The following is a 20,836-nucleotide window of genomic DNA, read 5'->3' as shown; positions in this document are numbered from 1 at the left end:
GGCAAGGCGCGCAAAATGCTGCAGAACGCCCTGGCCGACGCCGGCTATCCCGAACGGGTGCTGGTCGCCTGCAGCGGCGGCCCGGATTCCCTTGCCCTCGCGGCCATCGCGTCCTACTTCGGCCGCCGCGGCCACGTGGACGGCCACCCCGTCTCGGTGGGGGCCGTCGTCGTCGACCACCAGCTGCAGCCCGGCTCCGCCGGCGTCGCCGCCCAGACCGCCGCCGTCCTCCGGGACCTGGGGCTCTCCCCGGTGGAAGTGCGGCGGGTTGATGTCGCGTCCACCGGGATTGGCCCCGAAGCCGCGGCACGGGATGCGCGGCACGCTGCCCTGGAGGAGGCTGCCGCCCACGCCGGTGCCGGCGTGATCCTCCTCGGCCACACCCTGGACGACCAGGCGGAACAAGTGCTGCTCGGCCTCGCCCGCGGCTCCGGAACACGCTCGCTGGCAGGAATGCGGCCGGTCCGCGGGCTCCTGCTGCGGCCGTTCCTGGGCCTCCGCCGTGCCGACACCCTCGAGATCTGCGACGTCGAGGGACTGGATCCGTGGCACGACCCCAGCAACTCCGACCCGTCCTTCGCCCGCTCCCGCACGCGCGTGGAGGTCCTGCCCATGCTGGAGGAAAAGCTCGGTCCCGGCGTCGCTGAATCCCTCGCCAGGACGGCCGCCATCCTGCAGCTGGACGCCGACTACCTCGACGACGTGGCGAACAGCACGTACGAGCAGCTGGCGGAGCAGTCGGACACCGAAATCAGCCTGCCCGAAACAGCGCTGGGCGAACTGGCCCCCGCCATCCGGTTCCGGGTCATCGCCAAGGCAGCCGCCGCCGTCGGAGGCCAGCAACCCAGCTATCAGCGGCTGCTCGCCGCGGAGGCGCTCCTGCGCCGGCAGGGTTCCGCCGGCCCCGTTGAACTTCCCGGCGGAGTGAACGCCTACCGGCTTTCGCTGGCGCAGATCCTCGCCGGCGAAGGGCAGAATCAGCCGGACCCTGCGCGGGATGCTGCCACCGGCGGTCCCCGCGGAGCCGCACGCTGTGGGAAGCTAGTATTCCGGCCTCAACAGCCGCCCCAAAAATAGTCCCACCCGCATCTACACAGGAGCCATTGGTGGATTCAAACGACGTCCAGGCAGACCTCAAGCACGTTCTCTACACCAAGGATCAGATCCAGCAGCGGATTACCGAGCTCGCTGCACAGATTGACAAGGACTACGAGGGCCGGGAGCTCCTCATCGTCGGCGTTTTGAAGGGCGCAGTCATGGTCATGGCAGACCTGGCACGGGCACTTCACAGCCACGTTTCCATGGACTGGATGGCAGTGTCCTCCTACGGTTCCGGGACCCAGTCCTCCGGCGTTGTGCGCATCCTCAAGGACCTCGACACGGACCTCATGGGCAAGGACGTGCTGATCGTCGAGGACATCATCGATTCCGGCCTGACGCTGTCCTGGCTCAAGACCAACCTAGAATCCCGCGGCACCGCCTCGGTGGAAATCTGCACCGCCTTCCGCAAGCCCACGGCCGCCAAGGTCCAGATCGACGTCAAGTACGTCGGCTACGACATCCCGAACGAATTCGTCGTCGGCTACGGCCTGGACTACGCCGAGAAATACCGCAACCTGGACTTCGTGGGCACGCTGGCGCCCCACGTCTACGAATAGGCGCATTTACCGGGCTCCCTCCCGGCCCGGCCGGGCCCCGCAACGGGCCGCGGCCCCGCCCCGCTACGCCTAGAGGGAACTTTTGCACTGCATCGTGCGTGAATCACTCCGAACGGTGTATAGCTAGAAGCTGACGCAGCACCACACGCGCGCAGACCAGTCGCCGTGCAGCACTACCAGGAGGGACGGGGCCAGCCCCCGATCAGATGAAAGCTAAGAGTTTCTTCAAGGGCCCGGGCATCTGGATCGTAGTTGTGGTCGGAATGCTCCTGCTGGCCTTTGCCACGCTCGCTCCCGGCGGGTCAACCCGGATTGACACGAAACCGGGCCTCGAGCTCCTCGCGGACAGCGGCAAGGTGGAACAGGCCAAGATCTTCGACGCGGAGAACCGCGTTGACCTGGTCCTCAAGGACAACCTGGTCATCGACGGGCAGGACAAGGGCAAGAACGTCCAGTTCTTCTTCGTCAATGCCCGCGCCGCGGACGTGGTCAAGGCAGTCACGGACGCCAACCCCTCCAGCGGCTTCACCGACCAGCCAATCGAAAACAACTGGTTCTCCGGGCTGTTCTCCCTGCTGGTCCCCGTGCTCCTGCTGGGCGTCCTCTTCTGGTTCCTGCTCTCACGCATGCAGGGCGGCGGATCCAAGATCATGCAGTTCGGCAAGTCCAAGGCCAAGCTGGTCAACAAGGACATGCCCCAGGTGACGTTCAACGATGTCGCCGGCGCGGACGAGGCCGTGGAGGAACTCCAGGAAATCAAGGAATTCCTCCAGGAACCGGCCAAGTTCCAGGCCGTGGGCGCCAAGATTCCCAAGGGCGTGCTGCTCTACGGCCCTCCCGGCACCGGCAAGACCCTGCTGGCCCGCGCTGTCGCCGGTGAAGCGGGAGTGCCTTTCTTCTCCATCTCGGGTTCCGACTTCGTCGAAATGTTCGTCGGCGTGGGTGCATCCCGTGTCCGCGACCTCTTCGAGCAGGCCAAGGCCAGCTCTCCGGCCATCATCTTCGTGGACGAGATCGACGCCGTCGGCCGTCACCGCGGTGCCGGCATCGGCGGCGGCAACGACGAACGCGAGCAGACCCTCAACCAGCTGCTGGTTGAGATGGACGGCTTCGACGTCAAGACCAACGTCATCCTGATCGCCGCCACCAACCGTCCCGACGTCCTGGACCCGGCACTCCTGCGTCCGGGCCGCTTCGACCGCCAGATCACAGTTGAAGCCCCGGACCTCGTGGGCCGCGACCAGATCCTGCAGGTCCACGCCAAGGGCAAGCCGATGGCTCCCGGCGTAGACCTGAAGGCCGTTGCCAAGAAGACTCCCGGCTACACCGGCGCGGACCTGGCGAACGTCCTCAACGAAGCCGCGCTGCTGACGGCCCGGTCCAACGCCAACCTGATTGACGACCGCGCCCTCGATGAAGCCATCGACCGCGTGATGGCGGGTCCGCAGAAGCGCAGCCGGGTCATGAAGGAACACGAGCGCAAGATCACGGCTTACCACGAAGGCGGACACGCCCTGGTGGCGGCCGCCCTGCGGAATTCCGCCCCGGTCACCAAGATCACCATCCTGCCCCGCGGCCGTGCCCTGGGCTACACCATGGTGGTTCCGGAGAACGACAAGTATTCCATTACCCGCAACGAACTGCTGGACCAGATGGCGTACGCCATGGGCGGCCGGGTGGCGGAGGAGATCGTCTTCCACGATCCGTCCACCGGCGCCTCCAACGACATCGAGAAGGCCACCTCGACCGCCCGCAAGATGGTCACGGAATTCGGCATGAGCGAACGCGTCGGTGCCGTCCGCCTCGGCCAGGGCGGCGGCGAGCCGTTCCTGGGCCGCGACGCCGGCCACGAGCGCAACTACTCGGACCAGATCGCCTACATCGTGGACGAGGAAGTGCGCCGCCTGATCGACCAGGCCCATGACGAGGCGTACGCGATCCTCACCGAAAACCGCGACATCCTGGATTCGCTGGCCCTCGAGCTCCTTGAGCGTGAAACCCTGAACCAGGCTGAGATTGCGCACGTCTTCCGGGACATCCGCAAGCGCGACTTCCGCGAAGTGTGGCTGTCCAAGGAAACCCGTCCGGTGCAGAGCGCAGGTCCCGTGGAGTCCCGCCTCGAAAAGGCCGAACGTGAAGCCCAGGAAGAGGCCAAGGAAGCCCGGCTGGAGGAACCGCTGGACGCGCAGCCGCCGCACCCGCAGGGCGTTGCAAGTCATGAGACCTTCGGGGGCGGTGTTACGGACGTCGGCGCCGACGGACCGCATCACGGATAAGCTTCTGCTGTGAATCATTTCGACGACGACGACGTTTCCGCCACCGCCGATCCCTCAACTGGCAGTTCATCCCGCAGCTCCTCGCGGCGTTCGGATAACAAGGTTGACCGCCGGCGGATCGAGGCGGCCGTGCGGGAAATCCTGCTGGCCATTGGTGAGGACCCGGACCGCGGCGGGCTCTTGGACACCCCCAAAAGGGTGGCCAAGGCCTACGCGGAGGTCTTCGCGGGCCTGCACCACGACCCCGCGGAAATCCTGTCCACCACCTTTGACCTGGACCACGAAGAGCTGGTCCTGGTCAAGGACATTCCGTTCTACTCCACCTGCGAGCATCACCTGGTGCCGTTCCACGGAGTGGCGCACGTTGGCTACATCCCGTCGCATGACGGCAAGGTCACCGGGCTGAGCAAACTGGCCAGGCTGGTGGACATGTTCGCCAAGCGGCCGCAGGTGCAGGAGCGTCTCACCACCCAGATCGTCGAAGCACTCGTAACGCACCTCAAGCCGCGCGGTGCGATCGTGGTCATCGAATGCGAACACCTGTGCATGTCCATGCGCGGTATCCGCAAGCCCGGCGCCAAGACCGTCACGAGTGCCGTGCGCGGTCAACTGCATGACCCGGCCACCCGCGCCGAAGCCATGAGCCTCATTCTCGGAAGGTAATAAAACAGACTATGGACTCCCTCGCTGCAGCTCCTGGAACCGGACCCGCAACAAACCCCTTGCCAGTCCTGCGTAAACCGCGGCCGGCAGCCAAGTTTGAAGATCTCCCCAAGGACCGCACGCTGGTGATGGGCATCCTGAACGTCACCCCCGATTCCTTCAGCGATGGCGGCAAGCACCCGACGCCGGACACCGCCATCGCGGCCGGCCTCCGGATGTTCTACGCCGGCGCCGACATCATCGACGTCGGCGGTGAATCCACGCGGCCCGGTGCGGAGGAAGTCAGCCCCGAAGAGGAACTGCGGCGCGTGCTGCCGGTCGTCGAGGCCATGGTCAAAGCCGGCGCCCTGGTCAGCATCGACACCACCCACGCTGCAACCGCGGCTGCTGCCCTCAAGGCCGGCGCAACCATCATCAACGACGTCTCCGGGCTGACGGTTGAGCCCGAGATGGCCGAACTGGTGGCGCGCACCGGCGCGCCGTACGTCCTGACCCACCGCCGCGGCGACGCCAAGACCATGAACTCGCTCACTGACTACGGCAACGTGGCGGAAGAAGTCGCCGCCGAACTGGTGGGCGTGCGGGACAAGCTGTACGCGGCCGGGGTGGCACCGGAGCAGATCATCGTGGACCCCGGCCTGGGCTTCTCCAAGAACGACGGGCAGAACTGGGAACTCCTGCGGAATATGGGACCGCTGGAGGCCCTCGGCCACAGGATTTTGGTGGGGGCTTCCCGCAAGCGCTTCCTCGGCACGCTCCTGTCCGTTGCAGGCAAAGCTGCGGCCCCGGAGGAACGGGACCACGCGACTGCCGCCATCACGTCCATCAGCGCCGCACGCGGCGCATGGGCCGTCCGGGTGCACGACGTCGGACCCAGCCTTGACGCCGTCAAGGTTGCCGCACGGATGTCTCCCGGACCGCTCGGCGACACCAGCCCCACCAACTAGGCAGGCAGCCACGATGGACACAATCACGCTGAGCGGTGTTACCGCCGTCGGCCATCACGGGGTGTTCGATTTCGAACGCCGCAACGGCCAGCCGTTCATCGTTGATGCCGTGCTGCACCTGGATTTCACCAAGGCCGCCGCGTCGGATGACGTACTGGACACCGCGCATTATGGCGAGGTGGCCGAACGCATCAAGCACTGGATCACCGGCGAGCCACTGAACCTGATCGAGGCCCTTGCCGTGCGCATCGCCGACGACCTCCTGAAGGAGTTCCCGCTGGCCGCTGTGGACATCACTGTGCACAAACCCAAGGCGCCCATCGAGGTTGAGTTCGGCGACGTGTCCGTCAGCGTGCATCGGCGGCGGTCATGAACCCCCCGTATTCGAACAACCCGTATGTCCGTGCCGTCCTGGCGCTCGGCAGCAATCTGGGGGAGCGGAACGACACGCTGTCCACCGCCGTCGCCGACCTCGTGGACCGGCCGGAAGTGCGGCTGACCGCGGTGTCCCCGGTGGTCCAGACCAAGGCCGTGGGCGGCCCCGAGGGCCAGCCCGACTTCCTGAACATGGTGATCACGGTGGAGACGTCGCTGCCGCCAATGGAACTGCTGCGCCATTGCCAGGCCGTCGAAAACAAGCACCACAGGGTGCGCGAGGTCCGCTGGGGACCGCGGACCCTGGACGTGGACATCATCACCTACGCCGATGTGGAGAGCTCCGATCCCACCCTGACCCTGCCGCATCCGCGCGCGGCCGAGCGGGCCTTTGTGCTGTACCCCTGGTCGCTCATCGACCCCGCCGCCGAACTCAACGGCGTGCGGGTGGCCGAGCTGGCGGCCAAGGCCGCTGATTTCCCGGACCTGGCGCCGTTTGACGGCTTCGGGGACTTCGACGGACTGCCCACTGCCGGAGCGGTGGAGTAGCCCGTGAAACCAGTCAATCCCTTCCTGCTGATCGTTGTGGGGCTGATCCTGGCCATTGCCGGCTGGTTCGCGGCGGTCATGACCACCCGCTACGGCCTGGCCACCCCGGTGCTGCCCCAGACCGGCCTGGTGACCATGGGAGTGATCGCGGCGCTCACGCTGATCCTGGGGATCCGCGTCCTGCGCTGGCGGAACGGCAAGAAAAAGAAAATGCTGAACCCCATCCTGGCCGCATGGACCCTCGTCCTCGCCCAGGCCTGCGCCTACACCGGAAGTGTGCTGCTGGGCTGGCATGCAGGGATTTTCCTGGACCTGCTGCGGCTCTGGAACCTGCGCAGCGACCAGGGAATCACTTGGCTGGCCCTGTCCATGGCCGGCGGGGGACTGGCCATGATCATCGTGGGGCTTGTCGTGGAACGCTTCTGCCGGATTCCGCCGGAAGACGGCGACGCCGACGGTGCACCGGGAATGCCCGGCAGGGGCGCCCGCAAACCCAAGGGGGAAGGCGAATATGCCTACAGAGGCGATTGATCCGCCCGGAATTTCCTGGCTCCGGGTGTCGCCCAAATACGTGACGGTCCGGCTGGTCGAGTGGGCGATCGGGAACCTGATCGCCGTGGCGCTGCTCTCGCTGCCGCTGGTGTTCACGCTGGTGGGCTGGTGGGACTGGGTTCCGCGCTGGCTGGCCATCACCGTCCCGGCGTTCATGCTGCTTTTGGCTGTCTGGCGGCTGCTGCTTATTCCGCGGCAGGTGCGGGCCATCGGTTATGCCGAGCGCGACGACGACCTCCTGATCCGCAGCGGCATCTTCTTCCAGCGCACGCTGGTGGTTCCCTACGGCCGGATGCAGTACGTGGACATCGGCGTCGGGCCGGTGGAACGCGGCCTCGGCCTGTGCACGTTGAAGCTGCACACCGCCTCGGCCGGCACCAACGCGGAGATCCCCGGCCTGCCGTCTGACGAGGGGGCACGGCTCCGCGAGCAGCTTTCCGCCCGGGGCGCGGCACGGCTGGCCGGGCTGTGACCTCTGACCGCGCTGTGACCTCTGACGGAGCCGGAACGGCCGGCAGGCCCATGGGAGGAAGTGCTCCCGCCGGCGATGGACCCGCCGGGCAGGCTTCCACTAAGCCCGAGGGCGAGTGGCTGCGCGTGCATCCCGCGTCACCGTTCATCCGAGGCTGGGTGGCGCTGGCCGCCATCGGCTTCTTCTTCGGCCGCGACACCTTCGAACGGATGCTGCAGGGCCGGCCCCTCATGGACGAGATGTATTCCGGGCGGGTGCCGTTCCTGATCGCCGGCGGCGGGCTGGTCCTCGTCCTGTCCGTGCTGGGGTTCATCCTGACGTGGTACTTCACCCGCTACCAGGTTGCCGAGGGCTACGTCCGGGTGAACACCGGCTGCCTGTTCAAGCAGCAGCGCCAGGCGCGGCTTGACCGCGTTCAGGCCATCGACATCGTGCAGCCGCTGCTGGCCAGGATCTTCGGCCTTGCCGAACTCAAGTTCGAGGTGGCCGACGCCGGCGAATCAGCCGTGCGCCTCGCCTACCTCCGGATCGACGACGCCCGCCAGCTGCGGGCCACCATCCTGGCCCGGGCGGCCGGGCTGGAACCCGATCCGGAGCGCCCCGACGAAGCCCTGCCTGAGGCTCCGGAATTTCCCGTCCTGTCCGTCCCGCCGTCGCGCCTCATCGGATCGTTGCTGCTGAGTGAGCAGAGTTTCTTCGTGGTGGTCGGCGCGGTGGCGTCCGTGGTGCTGTCAACCGTCACGGACAACCGCGGGTTCTACTTCTACCTGATCCCGGCCGCCCTCGGCCTGGCCGCCGCTTACTGGGGATCGTTCAACAAGGGCTACAACTTCACTGCCGCCATTTCGCCGGACGGCATCCGGCTCCGCTACGGGCTGCTGGATACGCAGGCGCAGACCCTCCCGCCCGGCCGGATCCAGGCCCTGAAGGTCACGCAGCCGCCGCTGTGGCGGATCTTCGGCTGGTACCGGATGCAGGTGAACGTGGCCGGTTACGGGGGTCCCGGTAGCAATGGCGAGGGCGCCTCACGCACCACGCTTCTCCCGGTGGGCGTCCTGGCCGACGTCATGCGGATGCTGTCGCTGGTGCTCCCGGACCCGGGGACGCAGGATCCGGCACGCGTCTTTGCGGCCGGCCTGACCGGCATTGTTCCGGCCGACCGGTCCGGTCCCGCAGGCCAGCCGGCCGCCGCGGAGGCAGCCGAAGCAGGGGAACCGGACAGCGGGTTCGTCACCAGTCCGCGCCGTGTGCGGCTGCTGGCTCCGCTGGGCTGGCGCCGCAACGGCTTCACGGCCACTGACACGGCGCTGCTGATCCGCTCCGGCCGCCTGTGGCGCGAGCTGGTAGTGGTTCCCCATCAGCGCACGCAGTCGATGGCCCTGCACCAGGGTCCGCTGGCTCGCCGCTTCCGCGTCGCGGACCTGGTCCTGCACACCACAGCCGGCCCGGTGTCGCCCCGGGTCATCCAGGCCGGACTGGACGAAGCCCGTGCGCTGTTCGACGCGCAGGCCGCCCGCGCCAGGGAAGCCCGCAAACGGCAGACCAGCGAGCAATGGCTGGCGCAGGTCGCCCCGGCGGCCGAACCCGATCACCCACAGAACCACCAGGAGGGCCCGCAGCATGGCTAAGCCGGGACGCCTCGGCGTCGGAATCATCGGTGCCGGCAAGGTGGGCGCAGTCCTCGGTGCGGCGCTCCGCGCTGCCGAGCACGCCGTCGTCGGGGTTTCTGCGGTCTCGGACGCAAGCCGGGAACGCGCCGAAACCCTGTTGCCCGGCGTTCCGGTGCTCGACGTGCAGGACATCGTGGAACGGTCCGAGCTGGTGCTGCTGGCGGTGCCGGACGACGCCCTCGGCGGACTCGTGCAAGGCCTCGCAAAGCTGGGGGCCTGGCAGCCGGGGCAGCTCGTGGCCCACACGTCGGGCCGCTTCGGCGTGGGGATCCTGCACCCGGTGCGGGCCGCAGGCGCGGTCCCGCTCGCCCTGCACCCGGCGATGACCTTCACCGGCATGAGCCTGGACCTCACGCGCCTGCTGGACTGCACGTTCGGCGTCACGGCAGATGCCGCCATGCTGCCGATCGCCCAGGCCCTGGTGGTGGAGATGGGCGCCGAGCCGGTGGCCATCGCCGAAGGCGACCGCACCCAGTACCACGCGGCCCTGGCCCACAGCTCGAACCATTTGGTCACCCTCGTCGCCCAGGCCTCGCAGCTGCTCCGCGAAGTAGGCGTCGAAGCCCCTGAGCGCATGCTGGGGCCGCTCCTCCGGGCCACGCTGGAGAACGCGCTTGCCTCCGGCGAGACAGCCCTGACCGGGCCCGTGGCCCGCGGCGATGTTGGCACGGTTGCCGCGCACGCCGAAGCGCTGCGGGAACACGACGCCGGTGCCGGCGGCGATATTCTGGAGGCTTACCTGGCCATGGCGCGGGCCACCGCGCGCCGCGCCGTGAACCGGGGGCTGTTGAAGCCGGAGCAGCTGGATGCGATCCGCGCGGCCTTGGACGGCACGGACAACGACGGGCCGCTGGCCCCTGGAGGAAACTGACTTGACGATCAAACTCGTGACCACCGCGGCGCAGCTGCGGGCCGAAAGCGCACGGCTGCTGACGGAAAAACAGGGTTCGTCGCAAGGCCTCGTTCCCACCATGGGCGCCCTGCACGAAGGCCACGCCAGCCTGGCGCGCACAGCCGTCGAAGAAAACGACGTTGTGGTGGCCAGTATCTTCGTCAATCCGCTGCAGTTCGGCGAGGCCGTGGACCTGGACCGGTACCCCCGGACCCTCGAAGCGGACATGGAGCTCCTTGACGCGGAGGGGGTGGACCTGGTGTTCGCGCCGTCGGTGGAGGAGGTCTATCCGGGCGGCGAGCCCCTGGTCCGTGTCACTGCGGGCCGCCTGGCCGAGAAATGGGAAGGCGCCTCCCGCCCCGGCCACTTCGACGGAGCCCTGACTGTCGTGGCCAAGCTTCTGCATTACGGGTTTCCGGGTGCCGGACTGTCAGGCGGCGGCGCCTTCGTGACCGGCGCCGGCGCGGGCCTGCCCGCGTACCGCGCCTACTTCGGCCAGAAGGACGCCCAGCAGCTAACGCTGGTGCGCCGGATGGTGGCTGACCTAAATTTCCCCGTGGAGATCGTTGCGGTTCCCACGGTGCGGTCCGCGGACGGCCTGGCCCTGAGCAGCCGGAACAGGTTCCTTTCCGGGGAGGAGCGCGAGGCCGCCCTGGTGCTGTCCCGAGCCCTGCGGCTCCTCGAAGAGCGGGCCAACGCCCACGAACCGCTCGACCTTGAGTCCGCCGAGGCGCTGGTGGAATCCCAGCCGCTGGTGGGACTGGACTACTTCGACGTGGTGGACCCGGACACCTTGGATCCCTTGGCCGAGAACTGCAAGGAGACGCCGTTCCGTGGCGAAGGCCTGGCAATCATTGCGGCGAAGGTGGGGCCGGTCCGGCTGATCGACAACGTGCCGCTGAACTCATGACCCGCCGCATTTCCCGGTCCTGATCCGATTTTTTCTAATGACGGGAATTACCCCGGGGGCTACACTGTTGGAATCTGCAGCGACGACGCTCGCCGGAAACCACTTCGCATCTCCCTGAGGGAATCCCCATGTCCACAGACGTCTCGTCCAACGCCCACGGCGATCCCGTGGCCCCTGCCACTGCGGCAGCGCAGGCCGCGGGCCCGGTGAAGATGTCCCGTGAGTCCGTCACCATCATCGTCACCCTGCTGGTTGCCACCTTCGTGGTCATCCTCAACGAAACCATCATGAACGTCGCCCTCCAAAGGCTCATGGTGGATCTCGGGGTTGACGCACCCACGGTGCAGTGGCTCTCCACGGGCTTTATGCTCACCATGGCCGTAGTCATCCCCACCACGGGGTTCATCCTGCAGACCCTGTCCACCCGGGCCGTGTTCATGCTGGCCATGGGCCTGTTCTCCGGCGGCACGCTCCTGGCCGCGCTGGCTCCAGGATTCGAAGTGTTGCTGCTGGCCCGCATTGTCCAGGCCGGCGGTACAGCCATCATGCTTCCGCTCCTGATGACCACGATCCTCACCCTGGTGCCGATCGAACGCCGTGGCGCCGTCATGGGCAACGTGAGCATCGCCATCTCGGTGGCGCCGGCGATGGGGCCCACTGTCTCCGGGCTGATCCTTGAGCACTTCACCTGGCGGTTCATGTTCGTCTTCGTCCTGCCGGTTGCCCTCGCGGCCTTCGCCATCGGCGCCCGCTTCCTCACCAATGTCGGCGAGTCCGAGAAAACCAGGCTGGACTTCCTGTCAGTGCTGCTGACCGTTCCGGCATTTGGCGGAGTTGTCTATGGCCTCAGCCAGATCGGCGGCGGCCATGGCGGCCAGAGCGGACCCGGCGCCACCGCGATCGCGGCACTGGCCGTGGGCGTGGTGGCCATGCTTGCCTTCGTGTTGCGCCAGCTGAAACTGCAGAAAAAGGACGCGCCGCTGCTGGACCTGCGGGCGTTCAACTTCCGCATGTTCACGGTGTCCGTGCTGCTGATGGTGGTGGCGATGATCGCCCTGTTCGGCGCCGTCATCCTGCTGCCGCTTTACCTGCAGGAAATCCGCGGCCTGAAGTCCCTCGAAACCGGCCTGGCGCTCCTCCCGGGCGGCCTGGCGATGGGTCTGCTGGGACCGGTCATCGGCCGCTGGTTCGACAAGGTGGGCCCGCTGCCGCTGACCGTCACCGGTTCCGTCATGATGGTGCTCTCCCTCTGGCAGTTCTCCATGCTGGATGCCGGAACAGCCGTCTGGTGGATCGTGTCCCTGCACGTGGTGCTGAGCCTCGGCCTGGCGCTCCTGTTCACCCCGGCCTTCACCACAGGGCTCAACCCGCTTCCGCCGCACCTGTACTCGCACGGGTCGGCGATCATGAGCACGCTGCAGCAGGTGGCAGGTGCCGCCGGGACGGCGCTGCTGGTGTCGATCTACGCGGTGGTGGCCGCAGGATCGGGCATCGTCGCCGGCATGCACGCGGCTTTCCTGACGGCAGCCGTCATAGCTGTCGCCGCCGTCGTGCTTTCCGCCATGATGCGCAAGACGGCCGGCGCGGAGCACCCGGCGCCGGCAGCCCACTAAGCGCGAACGGACACTTAAGCCCAACTACGAAGCGCGAACGAGCAGGTAATGCCCTCAAATCCACATTCTGAGGGCATTATCTGCACGTTCGCGCTTGGGTGGGCGGCGTGGACGTGCCCAATCGGGGTCAGCCGGCGAAGAAATCGCTGAGTTCGGTGATCAGCTTGTCCGGCGCCCGGTTGACGCCGTCGTGGCCCGAGCCGGGCAGGATGGTGTAGCTGGAACCGGACAGCACGTCGTGGATCTGGCCGCACGCGATGCCGAAGTAGGAGGGGCTCTTTTCGCCGACGATGATGAGGGTCTCGAGGGGCAGTGCCAGGAACGGCTCGGCCGGCATGTCCGCGGCGATGATCGCCTTGATCTCCCGGACACCGGTCTTCATCAGGTCGCGATGCTGCTTGCCGATGGGTGTCCCGGCGATGAGCTTGTTGGCGAGGGTGAGCATCGAAAGCGGCATCCGCGAGGATAAGGCCCCGCCCGTCTCGAGCCCCCTGACCAGGACGGCGAGGGCACGGTCGTCGTCGCCGGCCGCCGTCGCGCGTTCGTATTCGGAGATCCAGTCCGCCTTGACGCTGTGGTTCACGGACACGGCGGGATCGTAGACCGCCAGCCGTTCCACCGGCAGGGTGCGGGCCGCGTGGAGCGCCACGGCGCCGCCGAAGCTGTGGCCGAACACGTCCGTGCTGGCCGTGTGCTTCATCACGGTATCCAGGTCGCGGATGTCCACATCCAGCGTGTAGTCGTCCGGCTGCGCCGAGGATTCGCCGCGTCCGCGCCGGTTGAATGTGTGCACCGGCCGGCCGAGCGACGCACTCAGCTTCTGGGCAAAGCGCGTGTAGTCGGCGGCGGTAACCATGGAGGCCTGCACGACGACGACGCCCGAGCCTGCCGAGGCCAGCTCGGCTCCCGTGGTGTAGAGCTCCAGCGTTCCGCCGTCGGGTGTCTTGATGTTCTCGCGCGTCATGTTCCGAGCCTACCCGGGGCGGCAGGAACCGCACAGCAGCTTGGGACCGGCATCACCATGTCAGCCCTTGAAGTACGCGGAGATGTCCTCCACCAGCTCTTTGACGGCCGCGGGGATGGAGGCGTGGACGCACTTGGGCGAGACCTGGAGCTCGCTGCCGGGCACGGCCCGGTGCAGCTGTTCGGCCGTCGCCTTGTAGTAACCGGGGCTTTTGGCGCCCACCATGAACCTGGTGTTCGGCGGCAGGACGGAAAAGTCCCGGACGTGGTCGTTTTCATCGAACACCGCTTTGAGCTCGCCCACGCCGCTGGGCATGAGCTCCTTGAACACCCGGTTCACCTTGGTCCGGGACACGAGCGCCATCAGGCCGGCCAGGAGCGGTTCCGGAATCCTGGCCAGGGGCGAGCCGGGCTGCATGCCCTTCTTGAGCTTGGCCAGGGCGTGCGGGACGTTTCCGGCGTTGACTGAGCGTTCGAAACTGTCCAGCCAGGACATGTCCATCTTGCCGTCGATATTCACCGCGGCGTCATAGACAGCGAGCTTGTCCGGTTGGTGCCCGGTCCCGGCGAATTCCTGGACCGCATTCAGCGCCACGGAACCGCCCAGGCTGTGACCGAAGAGGTTGCGCGCGCCGGTGGCGTCCATGACGGCCCGGACATCGGCAGTTTCGGTGGCCATCGAATAGTCTGCCGGCTGCGGTGTGGAGTCGCCGCGGCCGCGCCGGTCATAGACGTCCACGGCCCAGCCCTCGCCGAGGCCCTTGGACAGTGCCTCGGAAAATGGCCGATAGATCAGTGCCGTCAGGAACGCTCCGCCGATCACCACGACCCGGCGCTCGCCAGGGGCACCCGCGGTGCCGTAGCTGTACAAAGCCAGCCGGCCGCCGTCGTGCGTGGTGATGAACTGCTGCTCCACTGATCCCTTGTCTTTGAAGGCTTCCTTCACTGACCAATCCTAAAGCGGCTGCCCAGCGGGTGCCTGGCGGCGCGGATCCGCTGGAGCCGCAGGCCGACGTCGTTGGCCAGGAACCGTGCGGTGGTGAGGGCCAGGCGGTGCCCCGGCCGGAGCGGTCCCTCGTGGAGCTGCCCGGGGACCAGTGCGAAGTCGATGGCCGGCACCGCCGCGGCGAGCTGGCGGCCCGTTTCGGCGAAGTACGCCGGGCTCCAGCCGCCGCTGAGCATCAGGGTGGGTGTGGTGACGCCGGCGAAGTCGGCGAGCTCTGCGTCGGCTTTCAGCACGGCCCGCATCTCGGCGACGGCGGTGGGCAGCAGCTGCCGCATCTCCGCCCCGAGCCGCGTCCGGGCGGACAGGATGCTCAGCATGCGCAGGGCGCCGAGCGGGAGCTTGGAGACCGGGCCTGCTGTTTCCAGCCCCTGGACCAGATGAGCCCAGGCATGATCGAGCTGGCCGGCGGCCATGGAATGCTCCAGTTCCGGACGCCACCGGCGTTCGAGGCTGCCGGAGAGGGACACCGCGGCGTCGTAGGTCACGAGCCGCCGGATGGGCTCGGTCCGGGCTGCCTGCAGGGCCACAAAACCGCCGTAGCTGTGGGCCACCACATCCGCGGAACCGGTGGCCCGCATGACGGCCGCGAGGTCGCTGATCTCCGTCGCCGCTGAGTAGTCCTCGCGCTGGCCGGCGGAACCGCCGCGGCCGCGGCGGTTGTAGGTATGGACGGGCCGCCCCAGGAGGCGGGCAATCTTCATGGCGAAAGGGCGGTAGAGCGCGTCGGTCACCAGGGTTCCGTGAATTACGACGACGCCGGGTTGCCCCGCGTCGTCCGGGTGACCGTCGAGGCTGCCGTCCGGGCCGCCGGTTGCCGGCAAGGCGGGGGACGCCACGGGCCGGAACGAGTGCACCTCAAGGTGACCGTCGCCGTCGTCCGTCCTGATCGTCCGAGTCTCCACAGCCCCGAGTCTATTCCCCTCACCGCAGCAGCCTCCGCCCATTTACTTCAGGACGGTTTGTTCGGACAGCGTCCCTCAGGAACTGCCGTCGGGGCATTAGCGCGCAAAAAACCCCCGGTGAGGGGAATCATGGCCGGCAGGAAAAAACATGCCGCGGAACTCCCGGTAAACTTAGGGATTGTGACTTCCCAAAACACCCCCACCCCGACCAATGCTGCCGAACCGGCGGACGCCAGCGAGCAGATGCGCATCCGCATGGAGAAGCGCGCCAAGCTGATTGAACGCGGCGAGGCGTACCCGGTGGGTGTTGAGCGCACGCATTCCCTGAGCGAGATCCGCGAAAAGTACGCCCACCTCGAGGCCGACGAGACCACCGGCGACACTGTTGGCGTCAGCGGCCGCATCGTGTTCATCCGCAACACCGGCAAGCTCTGCTTCGCCACCCTCCAGGAAGGCGGCACGGACGGCAAGGGCACCCGCCTCCAGGCCATGCTGAGCCTGGCCAACGTGGGTGAGGAATCCCTGGCCGAATGGAAGGCCCTGGTGGACCTGGGCGACCACGTCTTCATCAAGGGTGAGGTCATTTCCTCCCGCCGCGGTGAGCTGTCCGTAATGGCCGATTCCTGGTCCATGGCGTCGAAGGCGCTCCGCCCGCTGCCTGTGCTGCACGCCGGCCTGAACGAGGAAACCCGCGTCCGCCAGCGTTACGTTGACCTGATGGTCCGTGACGAGGCCCGCGAGATGGTTTACACCCGCGCCGCGATCACCCGCTCAATCCGGGAAAGCCTGCACCGCCGCAACTACGTCGAGGTGGAAACCCCGATGCTCCAGCTGGTCCACGGCGGTGCCCTGGCCCGGCCGTTCGAAACCCACATGAACGCCTTCGACCAGAAGATGACCCTGCGCATCGCTACCGAGCTGTACCTCAAGCGCGCAGTGGTGGGCGGCATCGACCGTGTCTACGACATGGGACGGGTGTTCCGCAACGAGGGCGTGGACTCCACGCACAGCCCGGAATTCACCACGCTGGAATGCTACGAGGCCTGGGCAGACCAGTTCGTCATGGCGGACCGCATCAAGGAGATCATCCTTGACGCCGCCGACGCCGCTGGTGTGGGGCGCACCATCCAGACCGAAGCCGGGGAGATCAACCTCGACGGCGAATGGGCCTGGCTGGCTGTATACCCCGGACTGTCCGACGCTGTGGGCCAGGAAATCACGCCGGACACCACCGTGGAGGAACTGCGGGCCGTGGCGGCCAAGCACGACGTCAAGGTCGATCCCAAATGGGATGCCGAGAAGGTGGCAGTTGAACTGTTCGGTGAAATCGTGGAACCAACGCTGCTGAACCCCACGTTCGTCTACAACTACCCGCCGTCCGCGCAGCCCCTTGCGCGCCAGCACCGTGACGACGACCGCCTGATCGAGGCCTGGGACCTGATCATCGGTGGCATGGAACGCGGCACGGCCTTCTCCGAGCTCATCGACCCCGTGATCCAGCGTGAACGCCTCACCGAGCAGTCAAGGCACGCTGCTGCCGGTGACGTGGAGGCCATGCAGCTGGACGAGGACTTCCTCCGCGCGCTCGAGTACGGCGCGCCGCCCATGGGCGGCATCGGGCTGGGCATTGACCGCCTGGTGATGCTGTTCACTGGCGCCGGCATCCGCGAAACCATCCTCTTCCCGCTCCTGAAGCCTGAAGGGCACTGACCGTGGAGTACGTTGCCGTCCTTCTGCCCTCCCTTGTGGTCGGGTTGCTGTTCTGGTTTGCCATGAAGTCGATCTTCAACGCGGACAAATCGGAGCGCCAGGCTGAAGCACAGGCCCAGGCTGAGGCAAAAGCCCGCGACGCTGAATCAAAGCCGGAGACGAATGGTGCCCCGAATACGGGAACCAATCCCGGCGACGGCATCGGCAACAGCACAAACTAATACTCCCGGCTTATTCCTGCCCACCATTCACAGGAACCTTTTGCCGCTTTGACGCGTTGCCATAAAGCGAGAGATACTTTATCTGATACATCCTGCTTTTCTGCATACCCGTCCTTTCCAAAAGAGAGAATTTTTATGGCACAGAAAGTAAAAATCATCCTTGTCGATGATCTGGATGGGGGAACCGCGGACGAAACTGTCCGATTTGGCCTTGACGGCGTCAGTTACGAAATTGATCTGTCTGCTGCCAATGCTGCAGAACTACGCTCCTCCGTGGAGCGGTTTGTTTCAAGCGCCCGCAAGACGTCCACCGGCCGCGCCACCCGCACAAAGGTCTCAAGCGGTCGGAACCAGGACTCTGCACAGATTCGTCAGTGGGCCAGGGAGAATGGCTATGCGGTTAACAGCCGCGGCCGTATCCAGGCTGAAATTCAGGAAGCCTACCAGAAGGCAAATTCCTAGCACTGCCGCAGGTTTGCGTGGAAAAGCAATGCCCCTGCCAAACGGCGGGGGCATTGCCATTTGAATACCCGGCAGGCCGCCGGAGGCCGTCGTGGTAAAGCGCCCTGGTTATTCCAGGGTTATTGCGGCCCGGAGCAGGTTCCGGACGAGTGCAGCGCAAATGGGGTCCCTCCAGTGAACGGATTCCGCGTGGACAACAAAGCCATTGTTTGTCGGGTTTCCGGTGCGCCGTTGCGCCTTCGCCGGACTGCGGTATTGGGGCCGTATTGCCGGTCATCGGGCACGCGGCGGCAGTTCCGGAAGGCGTCATCAGCCGGTGGTGTCAACCCGGGAATCGGATCCCGGGTTTCCCCTGTGGCGAACACGCTCCACAAGTCCGGGTCTGCCACGTAGCATCAAAGTACGTCGTAGCTAGGAGTGTGGCGAAATGTTTGAGCGATTTACGGACCGTGCCCGTCGCGTAGTTGTGCTTGCCCAAGAAGAGGCACGCATGCTGAACCACAATTACATCGGTACCGAACACATCCTCTTGGGTCTGATCCATGAGGGTGAGGGCGTTGCCGCCAAAGCTCTGGAGTCCTTGAGCATTTCGCTCGACGGCGTACGCGAGCAGGTACAGGAGATCATCGGGCAGGGCCAGCAGGCGCCGTCCGGCCACATCCCCTTTACTCCCCGCGCCAAGAAGGTGCTGGAGCTGTCGCTTCGCGAAGCGCTGCAGCTGGGCCACAATTACATCGGCACGGAGCACATCCTGCTGGGACTCATCCGTGAGGGTGAAGGCGTGGCTGCCCAGGTGCTGGTGAAGCTCGGAGCTGACCTCAACCGCGTCCGCCAGCAGGTGATCCAGCTCCTCTCTGGCTACCAGGGCAAGGAGACCACCGGCGCAGGCGTCGGACCCGGCCAGCCGGAGGGAACCCCTGCCGGCTCCGTGGTCCTGGACCAGTTCGGCCGCAACCTCACCCAGGCTGCGCGCGAGAACAAGCTGGACCCGGTCATCGGGCGCGAACAGGAAATGGAACGCGTTATGCAGGTCCTTTCCCGGCGCACCAAGAACAACCCCGTCCTCATCGGCGAACCCGGCGTCGGCAAGACCGCCGTCGTCGAAGGCCTCGCCCAGGCGATCGTCCGCGGGGACGTCCCGGAAACCATCAAGGACAAGCAGCTCTACACGCTGGACCTTGGTTCCCTGGTGGCAGGCTCCCGCTACCGCGGTGACTTCGAAGAGCGCCTGAAGAAGGTCCTCAAGGAAATCCGCACCCGCGGCGACATCATCCTGTTCATCGACGAAATCCACACCCTCGTCGGTGCCGGTGCAGCCGAAGGCGCCATCGATGCAGCTTCCATCCTGAAGCCCATGCTGGCCCGCGGTGAGCTCCAGACCATCGGTGCCACCACGCTGGACGAATACCGCAAGCACATCGAGAAGGATGCCGCGCTGGAGCGCCGCTTCCAGCCTATCCAGGTGAAGGAGCCTTCGGTTGCGCACGCGATCGAGATCCTCAAGGGCCTGCGTGACCGCTACGAGGCGCACCACCGCGTCACCATCACCGACGGCGCCCTCGCCTCGGCAGCCAACCTGTCCGAACGCTACATCTCGGACCGCTTCCTGCCGGACAAGGCCATCGACCTCATCGACGAAGCCGGCGCACGCCTGCGCATCCGCCGCATGACCGCTCCGCCGGAGCTGAAGGCCATGGACGAGCGCATCGCCGAACTCAAGATGGAGAAGGAGTCCGCGATTGATGCGCAGGACTTCGAAGGCGCCGCCTCGCTGCGCGACAAGGAGCAGAAGCTCATTGCCGAGCGGGCAGAGAAGGAACGCCACTGGAAGACCGGCGGCATGGACGACATCTCCGAGGTGGATGAGGATCTCATCGCCGAGGTGCTGGCGAACTCCACCGGCATTCCGGTCTTCAAGCTGACCGAGGAAGAGTCCTCGCGCCTGCTGAAGATGGAAGACGAACTGCACAAGCGCGTCGTCGGCCAGAACGAGGCCATCAGGTCCCTGTCCCAGGCCATCCGCCGCACCCGTGCAGGCCTGAAGGACCCCAAGCGTCCGGGTGGCTCGTTCATCTTCGCCGGCCCCACCGGCGTCGGCAAGACCGAGCTCGCCAAGGCCCTCGCGGAATTCCTGTTCGGTGAAGAGGACGCCCTCATCACGCTGGACATGTCCGAGTACTCCGAGAAGCACACGGTTTCGCGCCTCTTCGGTGCCCCTCCGGGCTACGTCGGTTACGAGGAAGGCGGCCAGCTGACTGAAAAGGTCCGCCGCCGTCCGTTCTCCGTGGTCCTGTTCGACGAAGTGGAGAAGGCCCACGCGGACCTCTTCAACTCGCTGCTGCAGATCCTGGAAGACGGCCGCCTGACCGACTCCCAGGGCCGGGTGGTGGACTTCAAGAACACCGTGATCATCATGACCACCAACCTTGGAACACGGGACATCTCCAAGAGCGTTGCCACGGGCTTCCAGTCCGGCACGGACACGCAGACCGGCTACAACCGGATGCGCGCCCGGGTCACAGAGGAGCTCAAGCAGCACTTCCGCCCCGAGTTCCTGAACCGTGTTGATGACGTTGTGGTGTTCCCGCAGCTGACCCAGGACGAGATCATCGAGATCGTGGACATGTTCGTGGCCCGCCTGGAGAAGCGCCTCAAGGACAAGGACATGGGCATCGAGCTCACCACCGCGGCCAAGGTGCTCCTGGCGACGCGTGGTTACGATCCCGCAATGGGTGCACGGCCGCTGCGCCGCACCATCCAGCGCGAGATCGAGGACCAGCTGTCCGAGAAGATCCTCTTCGGAGAGATCCACGCGGGCGACATCGTGGTGGTGGATGTGGACGGCGAAGGCGACGACGCCAAGTTCACCTTCGCCGGCAACGCCAAGCCGCGCATCCCGGAGATCGCCCCGAGCGTCTAAGCACCACGTCAACGGCCCCGCCATCCCGCAAGGGAAGGCGGGGCCGTTGCGTTGCCTCCCGCCTCCAGCCCGGCA

20 protein-coding genes are annotated in these 20,836 nt (G+C 66.4%); 17 read left to right on the top strand and 3 right to left on the bottom strand.

The genetic code is table 11. The features are described from left to right. Positions 1 to 15: 15 nt before the first annotated feature. The 13 genes from tilS (at position 16) to J7I79_RS07210 (ending at position 12,577) form a co-directional block, all read left to right on the top strand. Positions 16 to 1,077: a tRNA lysidine(34) synthetase TilS gene (gene tilS / locus J7I79_RS07270; RefSeq protein ID WP_214951807.1), complete on the top strand. Its 1,062-nt coding sequence runs from the start codon at positions 16 to 18 to the stop codon at positions 1,075 to 1,077. A gap of 29 nt (positions 1,078 to 1,106) precedes the next feature. Then, the gene (gene hpt, locus J7I79_RS07265) at positions 1,107 to 1,658 is read left to right on the top strand and encodes a hypoxanthine phosphoribosyltransferase (protein WP_011690021.1); all 552 of its coding nucleotides are present in this window, start codon (positions 1,107 to 1,109) and stop codon (positions 1,656 to 1,658) included. Positions 1,659 to 1,864: 206 nt separating this feature from the next. After that, positions 1,865 to 3,934 (top strand): ATP-dependent zinc metalloprotease FtsH, encoded by a 2,070-nt coding sequence (gene ftsH, locus J7I79_RS07260; RefSeq protein ID WP_214951805.1) that lies wholly within the window; start codon positions 1,865 to 1,867, stop codon positions 3,932 to 3,934. Between the two features lie 9 nt (positions 3,935 to 3,943). Continuing rightward, positions 3,944 to 4,597: a GTP cyclohydrolase I FolE gene (folE, locus tag J7I79_RS07255; RefSeq protein ID WP_214951803.1), complete on the top strand. Its 654-nt coding sequence runs from the start codon at positions 3,944 to 3,946 to the stop codon at positions 4,595 to 4,597. Between the two features lie 11 nt (positions 4,598 to 4,608). Beyond that, positions 4,609 to 5,544, top strand: a complete 936-nt coding sequence (folP, locus tag J7I79_RS07250) for a dihydropteroate synthase (protein ID WP_214951801.1) — start codon at positions 4,609 to 4,611, stop codon at positions 5,542 to 5,544. A gap of 13 nt (positions 5,545 to 5,557) precedes the next feature. Then, a complete protein-coding gene (folB, locus tag J7I79_RS07245; protein WP_214951799.1) occupies positions 5,558 to 5,917 on the top strand; it encodes a dihydroneopterin aldolase in 360 nt (119 codons plus the stop codon). Continuing rightward, positions 5,914 to 6,468 (top strand): 2-amino-4-hydroxy-6-hydroxymethyldihydropteridine diphosphokinase, encoded by a 555-nt coding sequence (gene folK, locus J7I79_RS07240; protein ID WP_214951797.1) that lies wholly within the window; start codon positions 5,914 to 5,916, stop codon positions 6,466 to 6,468. The genes folB and folK overlap by 4 nt, the downstream gene beginning before the upstream one ends. Positions 6,469 to 6,471: 3 nt before the next feature. Further along, positions 6,472 to 6,999 carry a DUF3180 domain-containing protein gene (locus J7I79_RS07235; RefSeq protein ID WP_214951795.1) on the top strand — a complete coding sequence of 176 codons (528 nt, stop codon included), beginning with the start codon at positions 6,472 to 6,474 and terminating at the stop codon, positions 6,997 to 6,999. After that, complete coding sequence (locus J7I79_RS07230) at positions 6,980 to 7,492, top strand: PH domain-containing protein (protein ID WP_214951794.1); 513 nt, start codon at positions 6,980 to 6,982, stop codon at positions 7,490 to 7,492. Before J7I79_RS07235 ends, J7I79_RS07230 begins: the two co-directional genes overlap by 20 nt. A gap of 50 nt (positions 7,493 to 7,542) precedes the next feature. Beyond that, entirely contained in the window at positions 7,543 to 9,120 is a 1,578-nt protein-coding gene (locus J7I79_RS07225) for a PH domain-containing protein (RefSeq protein WP_214951792.1), read from the top strand. After that, a complete protein-coding gene (locus J7I79_RS07220) occupies positions 9,113 to 10,033 on the top strand; it encodes a Rossmann-like and DUF2520 domain-containing protein (protein ID WP_214951790.1) in 921 nt (306 codons plus the stop codon). The genes J7I79_RS07225 and J7I79_RS07220 overlap by 8 nt, the downstream gene beginning before the upstream one ends. Before the next feature lies 1 nt (position 10,034). Next, positions 10,035 to 10,964, top strand: a complete 930-nt coding sequence (locus J7I79_RS07215) for a pantoate--beta-alanine ligase (RefSeq protein ID WP_214951788.1) — start codon at positions 10,035 to 10,037, stop codon at positions 10,962 to 10,964. A 128-nt stretch (positions 10,965 to 11,092) separates the two neighbouring features. Next, a complete protein-coding gene (locus J7I79_RS07210; protein ID WP_214951786.1) occupies positions 11,093 to 12,577 on the top strand; it encodes a DHA2 family efflux MFS transporter permease subunit in 1,485 nt (494 codons plus the stop codon). A 127-nt stretch (positions 12,578 to 12,704) separates the two neighbouring features. On the opposite strand, the gene J7I79_RS07205 is transcribed toward J7I79_RS07210, so the two are convergent. From J7I79_RS07205 to J7I79_RS07195, 3 genes are read right to left on the bottom strand one after another with little or no spacing between them, the layout of a single operon-like run. After that, positions 12,705 to 13,541: an alpha/beta fold hydrolase gene (locus J7I79_RS07205; protein WP_214951784.1), complete on the bottom strand. Its 837-nt coding sequence runs from the start codon at positions 13,539 to 13,541 to the stop codon at positions 12,705 to 12,707. A gap of 60 nt (positions 13,542 to 13,601) precedes the next feature. Then, on the bottom strand, positions 13,602 to 14,456 hold the full coding sequence (locus tag J7I79_RS07200) for an alpha/beta fold hydrolase (protein ID WP_214952067.1): 855 nt from the start codon (positions 14,454 to 14,456) through the stop codon (positions 13,602 to 13,604). 26 nt (positions 14,457 to 14,482) lie between these two features. Further along, positions 14,483 to 15,448, bottom strand: a complete 966-nt coding sequence (locus tag J7I79_RS07195) for an alpha/beta fold hydrolase (RefSeq protein WP_214951782.1) — start codon at positions 15,446 to 15,448, stop codon at positions 14,483 to 14,485. Between the two features lie 180 nt (positions 15,449 to 15,628). Here J7I79_RS07195 and lysS point away from each other — a divergent pair, with 180 nt between their 5' ends. The 4 genes from lysS (at position 15,629) to J7I79_RS07175 (ending at position 20,761) form a co-directional block, all read left to right on the top strand. Next, entirely contained in the window at positions 15,629 to 17,158 is a 1,530-nt protein-coding gene (lysS, locus tag J7I79_RS07190; RefSeq protein WP_214951780.1) for a lysine--tRNA ligase, read from the top strand. Positions 17,159 to 17,160: 2 nt separating this feature from the next. Continuing rightward, positions 17,161 to 17,379, top strand: coding sequence for a hypothetical protein (locus tag J7I79_RS07185; protein ID WP_214951778.1), 219 nt, complete (start codon positions 17,161 to 17,163; stop codon positions 17,377 to 17,379). A 135-nt stretch (positions 17,380 to 17,514) separates the two neighbouring features. Then, positions 17,515 to 17,841, top strand: coding sequence for an Lsr2 family protein (locus J7I79_RS07180; protein WP_104175619.1), 327 nt, complete (start codon positions 17,515 to 17,517; stop codon positions 17,839 to 17,841). Positions 17,842 to 18,268: 427 nt separating this feature from the next. Further along, positions 18,269 to 20,761 (top strand): ATP-dependent Clp protease ATP-binding subunit, encoded by a 2,493-nt coding sequence (locus J7I79_RS07175; protein ID WP_214951776.1) that lies wholly within the window; start codon positions 18,269 to 18,271, stop codon positions 20,759 to 20,761. The last annotated feature ends 75 nt before the right edge of the window (positions 20,762 to 20,836 follow it).

Origin of the sequence: Arthrobacter sp. ISL-69, from assembly GCF_018613775.1 — a bacterium.
In the GTDB taxonomy this organism is placed as follows: domain Bacteria; phylum Actinomycetota; class Actinomycetes; order Actinomycetales; family Micrococcaceae; genus Arthrobacter.
This window is presented reverse-complemented; position numbering and strand designations above follow the sequence as displayed.

What these genes read in the sequence shown, in the direction of transcription:
- folB (WP_214951799.1), top strand. Translation starts at nt 5,558, where the DNA reads ATGGACACAATCACGCTGAGCGGTGTTACCGCCGTCGGCCATCACGGG.
- ftsH (WP_214951805.1), top strand. Translation starts at nt 1,865, where the DNA reads ATGAAAGCTAAGAGTTTCTTCAAGGGCCCGGGCATCTGGATCGTAGTT.
- J7I79_RS07210 (WP_214951786.1), top strand. Translation starts at nt 11,093, where the DNA reads ATGTCCACAGACGTCTCGTCCAACGCCCACGGCGATCCCGTGGCCCCT.
- J7I79_RS07230 (WP_214951794.1), top strand. Translation starts at nt 6,980, where the DNA reads ATGCCTACAGAGGCGATTGATCCGCCCGGAATTTCCTGGCTCCGGGTG.
- folP (WP_214951801.1), top strand. Translation starts at nt 4,609, where the DNA reads ATGGACTCCCTCGCTGCAGCTCCTGGAACCGGACCCGCAACAAACCCC.
- J7I79_RS07225 (WP_214951792.1), top strand. Translation starts at nt 7,543, where the DNA reads ATGGGAGGAAGTGCTCCCGCCGGCGATGGACCCGCCGGGCAGGCTTCC.
- J7I79_RS07175 (WP_214951776.1), top strand. Translation starts at nt 18,269, where the DNA reads ATGTTTGAGCGATTTACGGACCGTGCCCGTCGCGTAGTTGTGCTTGCC.
- J7I79_RS07180 (WP_104175619.1), top strand. Translation starts at nt 17,515, where the DNA reads ATGGCACAGAAAGTAAAAATCATCCTTGTCGATGATCTGGATGGGGGA.
- folK (WP_214951797.1), top strand. Translation starts at nt 5,914, where the DNA reads ATGAACCCCCCGTATTCGAACAACCCGTATGTCCGTGCCGTCCTGGCG.
- J7I79_RS07220 (WP_214951790.1), top strand. Translation starts at nt 9,113, where the DNA reads ATGGCTAAGCCGGGACGCCTCGGCGTCGGAATCATCGGTGCCGGCAAG.
- J7I79_RS07205 (WP_214951784.1), bottom strand. Translation starts at nt 13,541, where the DNA reads ATGACGCGCGAGAACATCAAGACACCCGACGGCGGAACGCTGGAGCTC.
- tilS (WP_214951807.1), top strand. Translation starts at nt 16, where the DNA reads ATGCTGCAGAACGCCCTGGCCGACGCCGGCTATCCCGAACGGGTGCTG.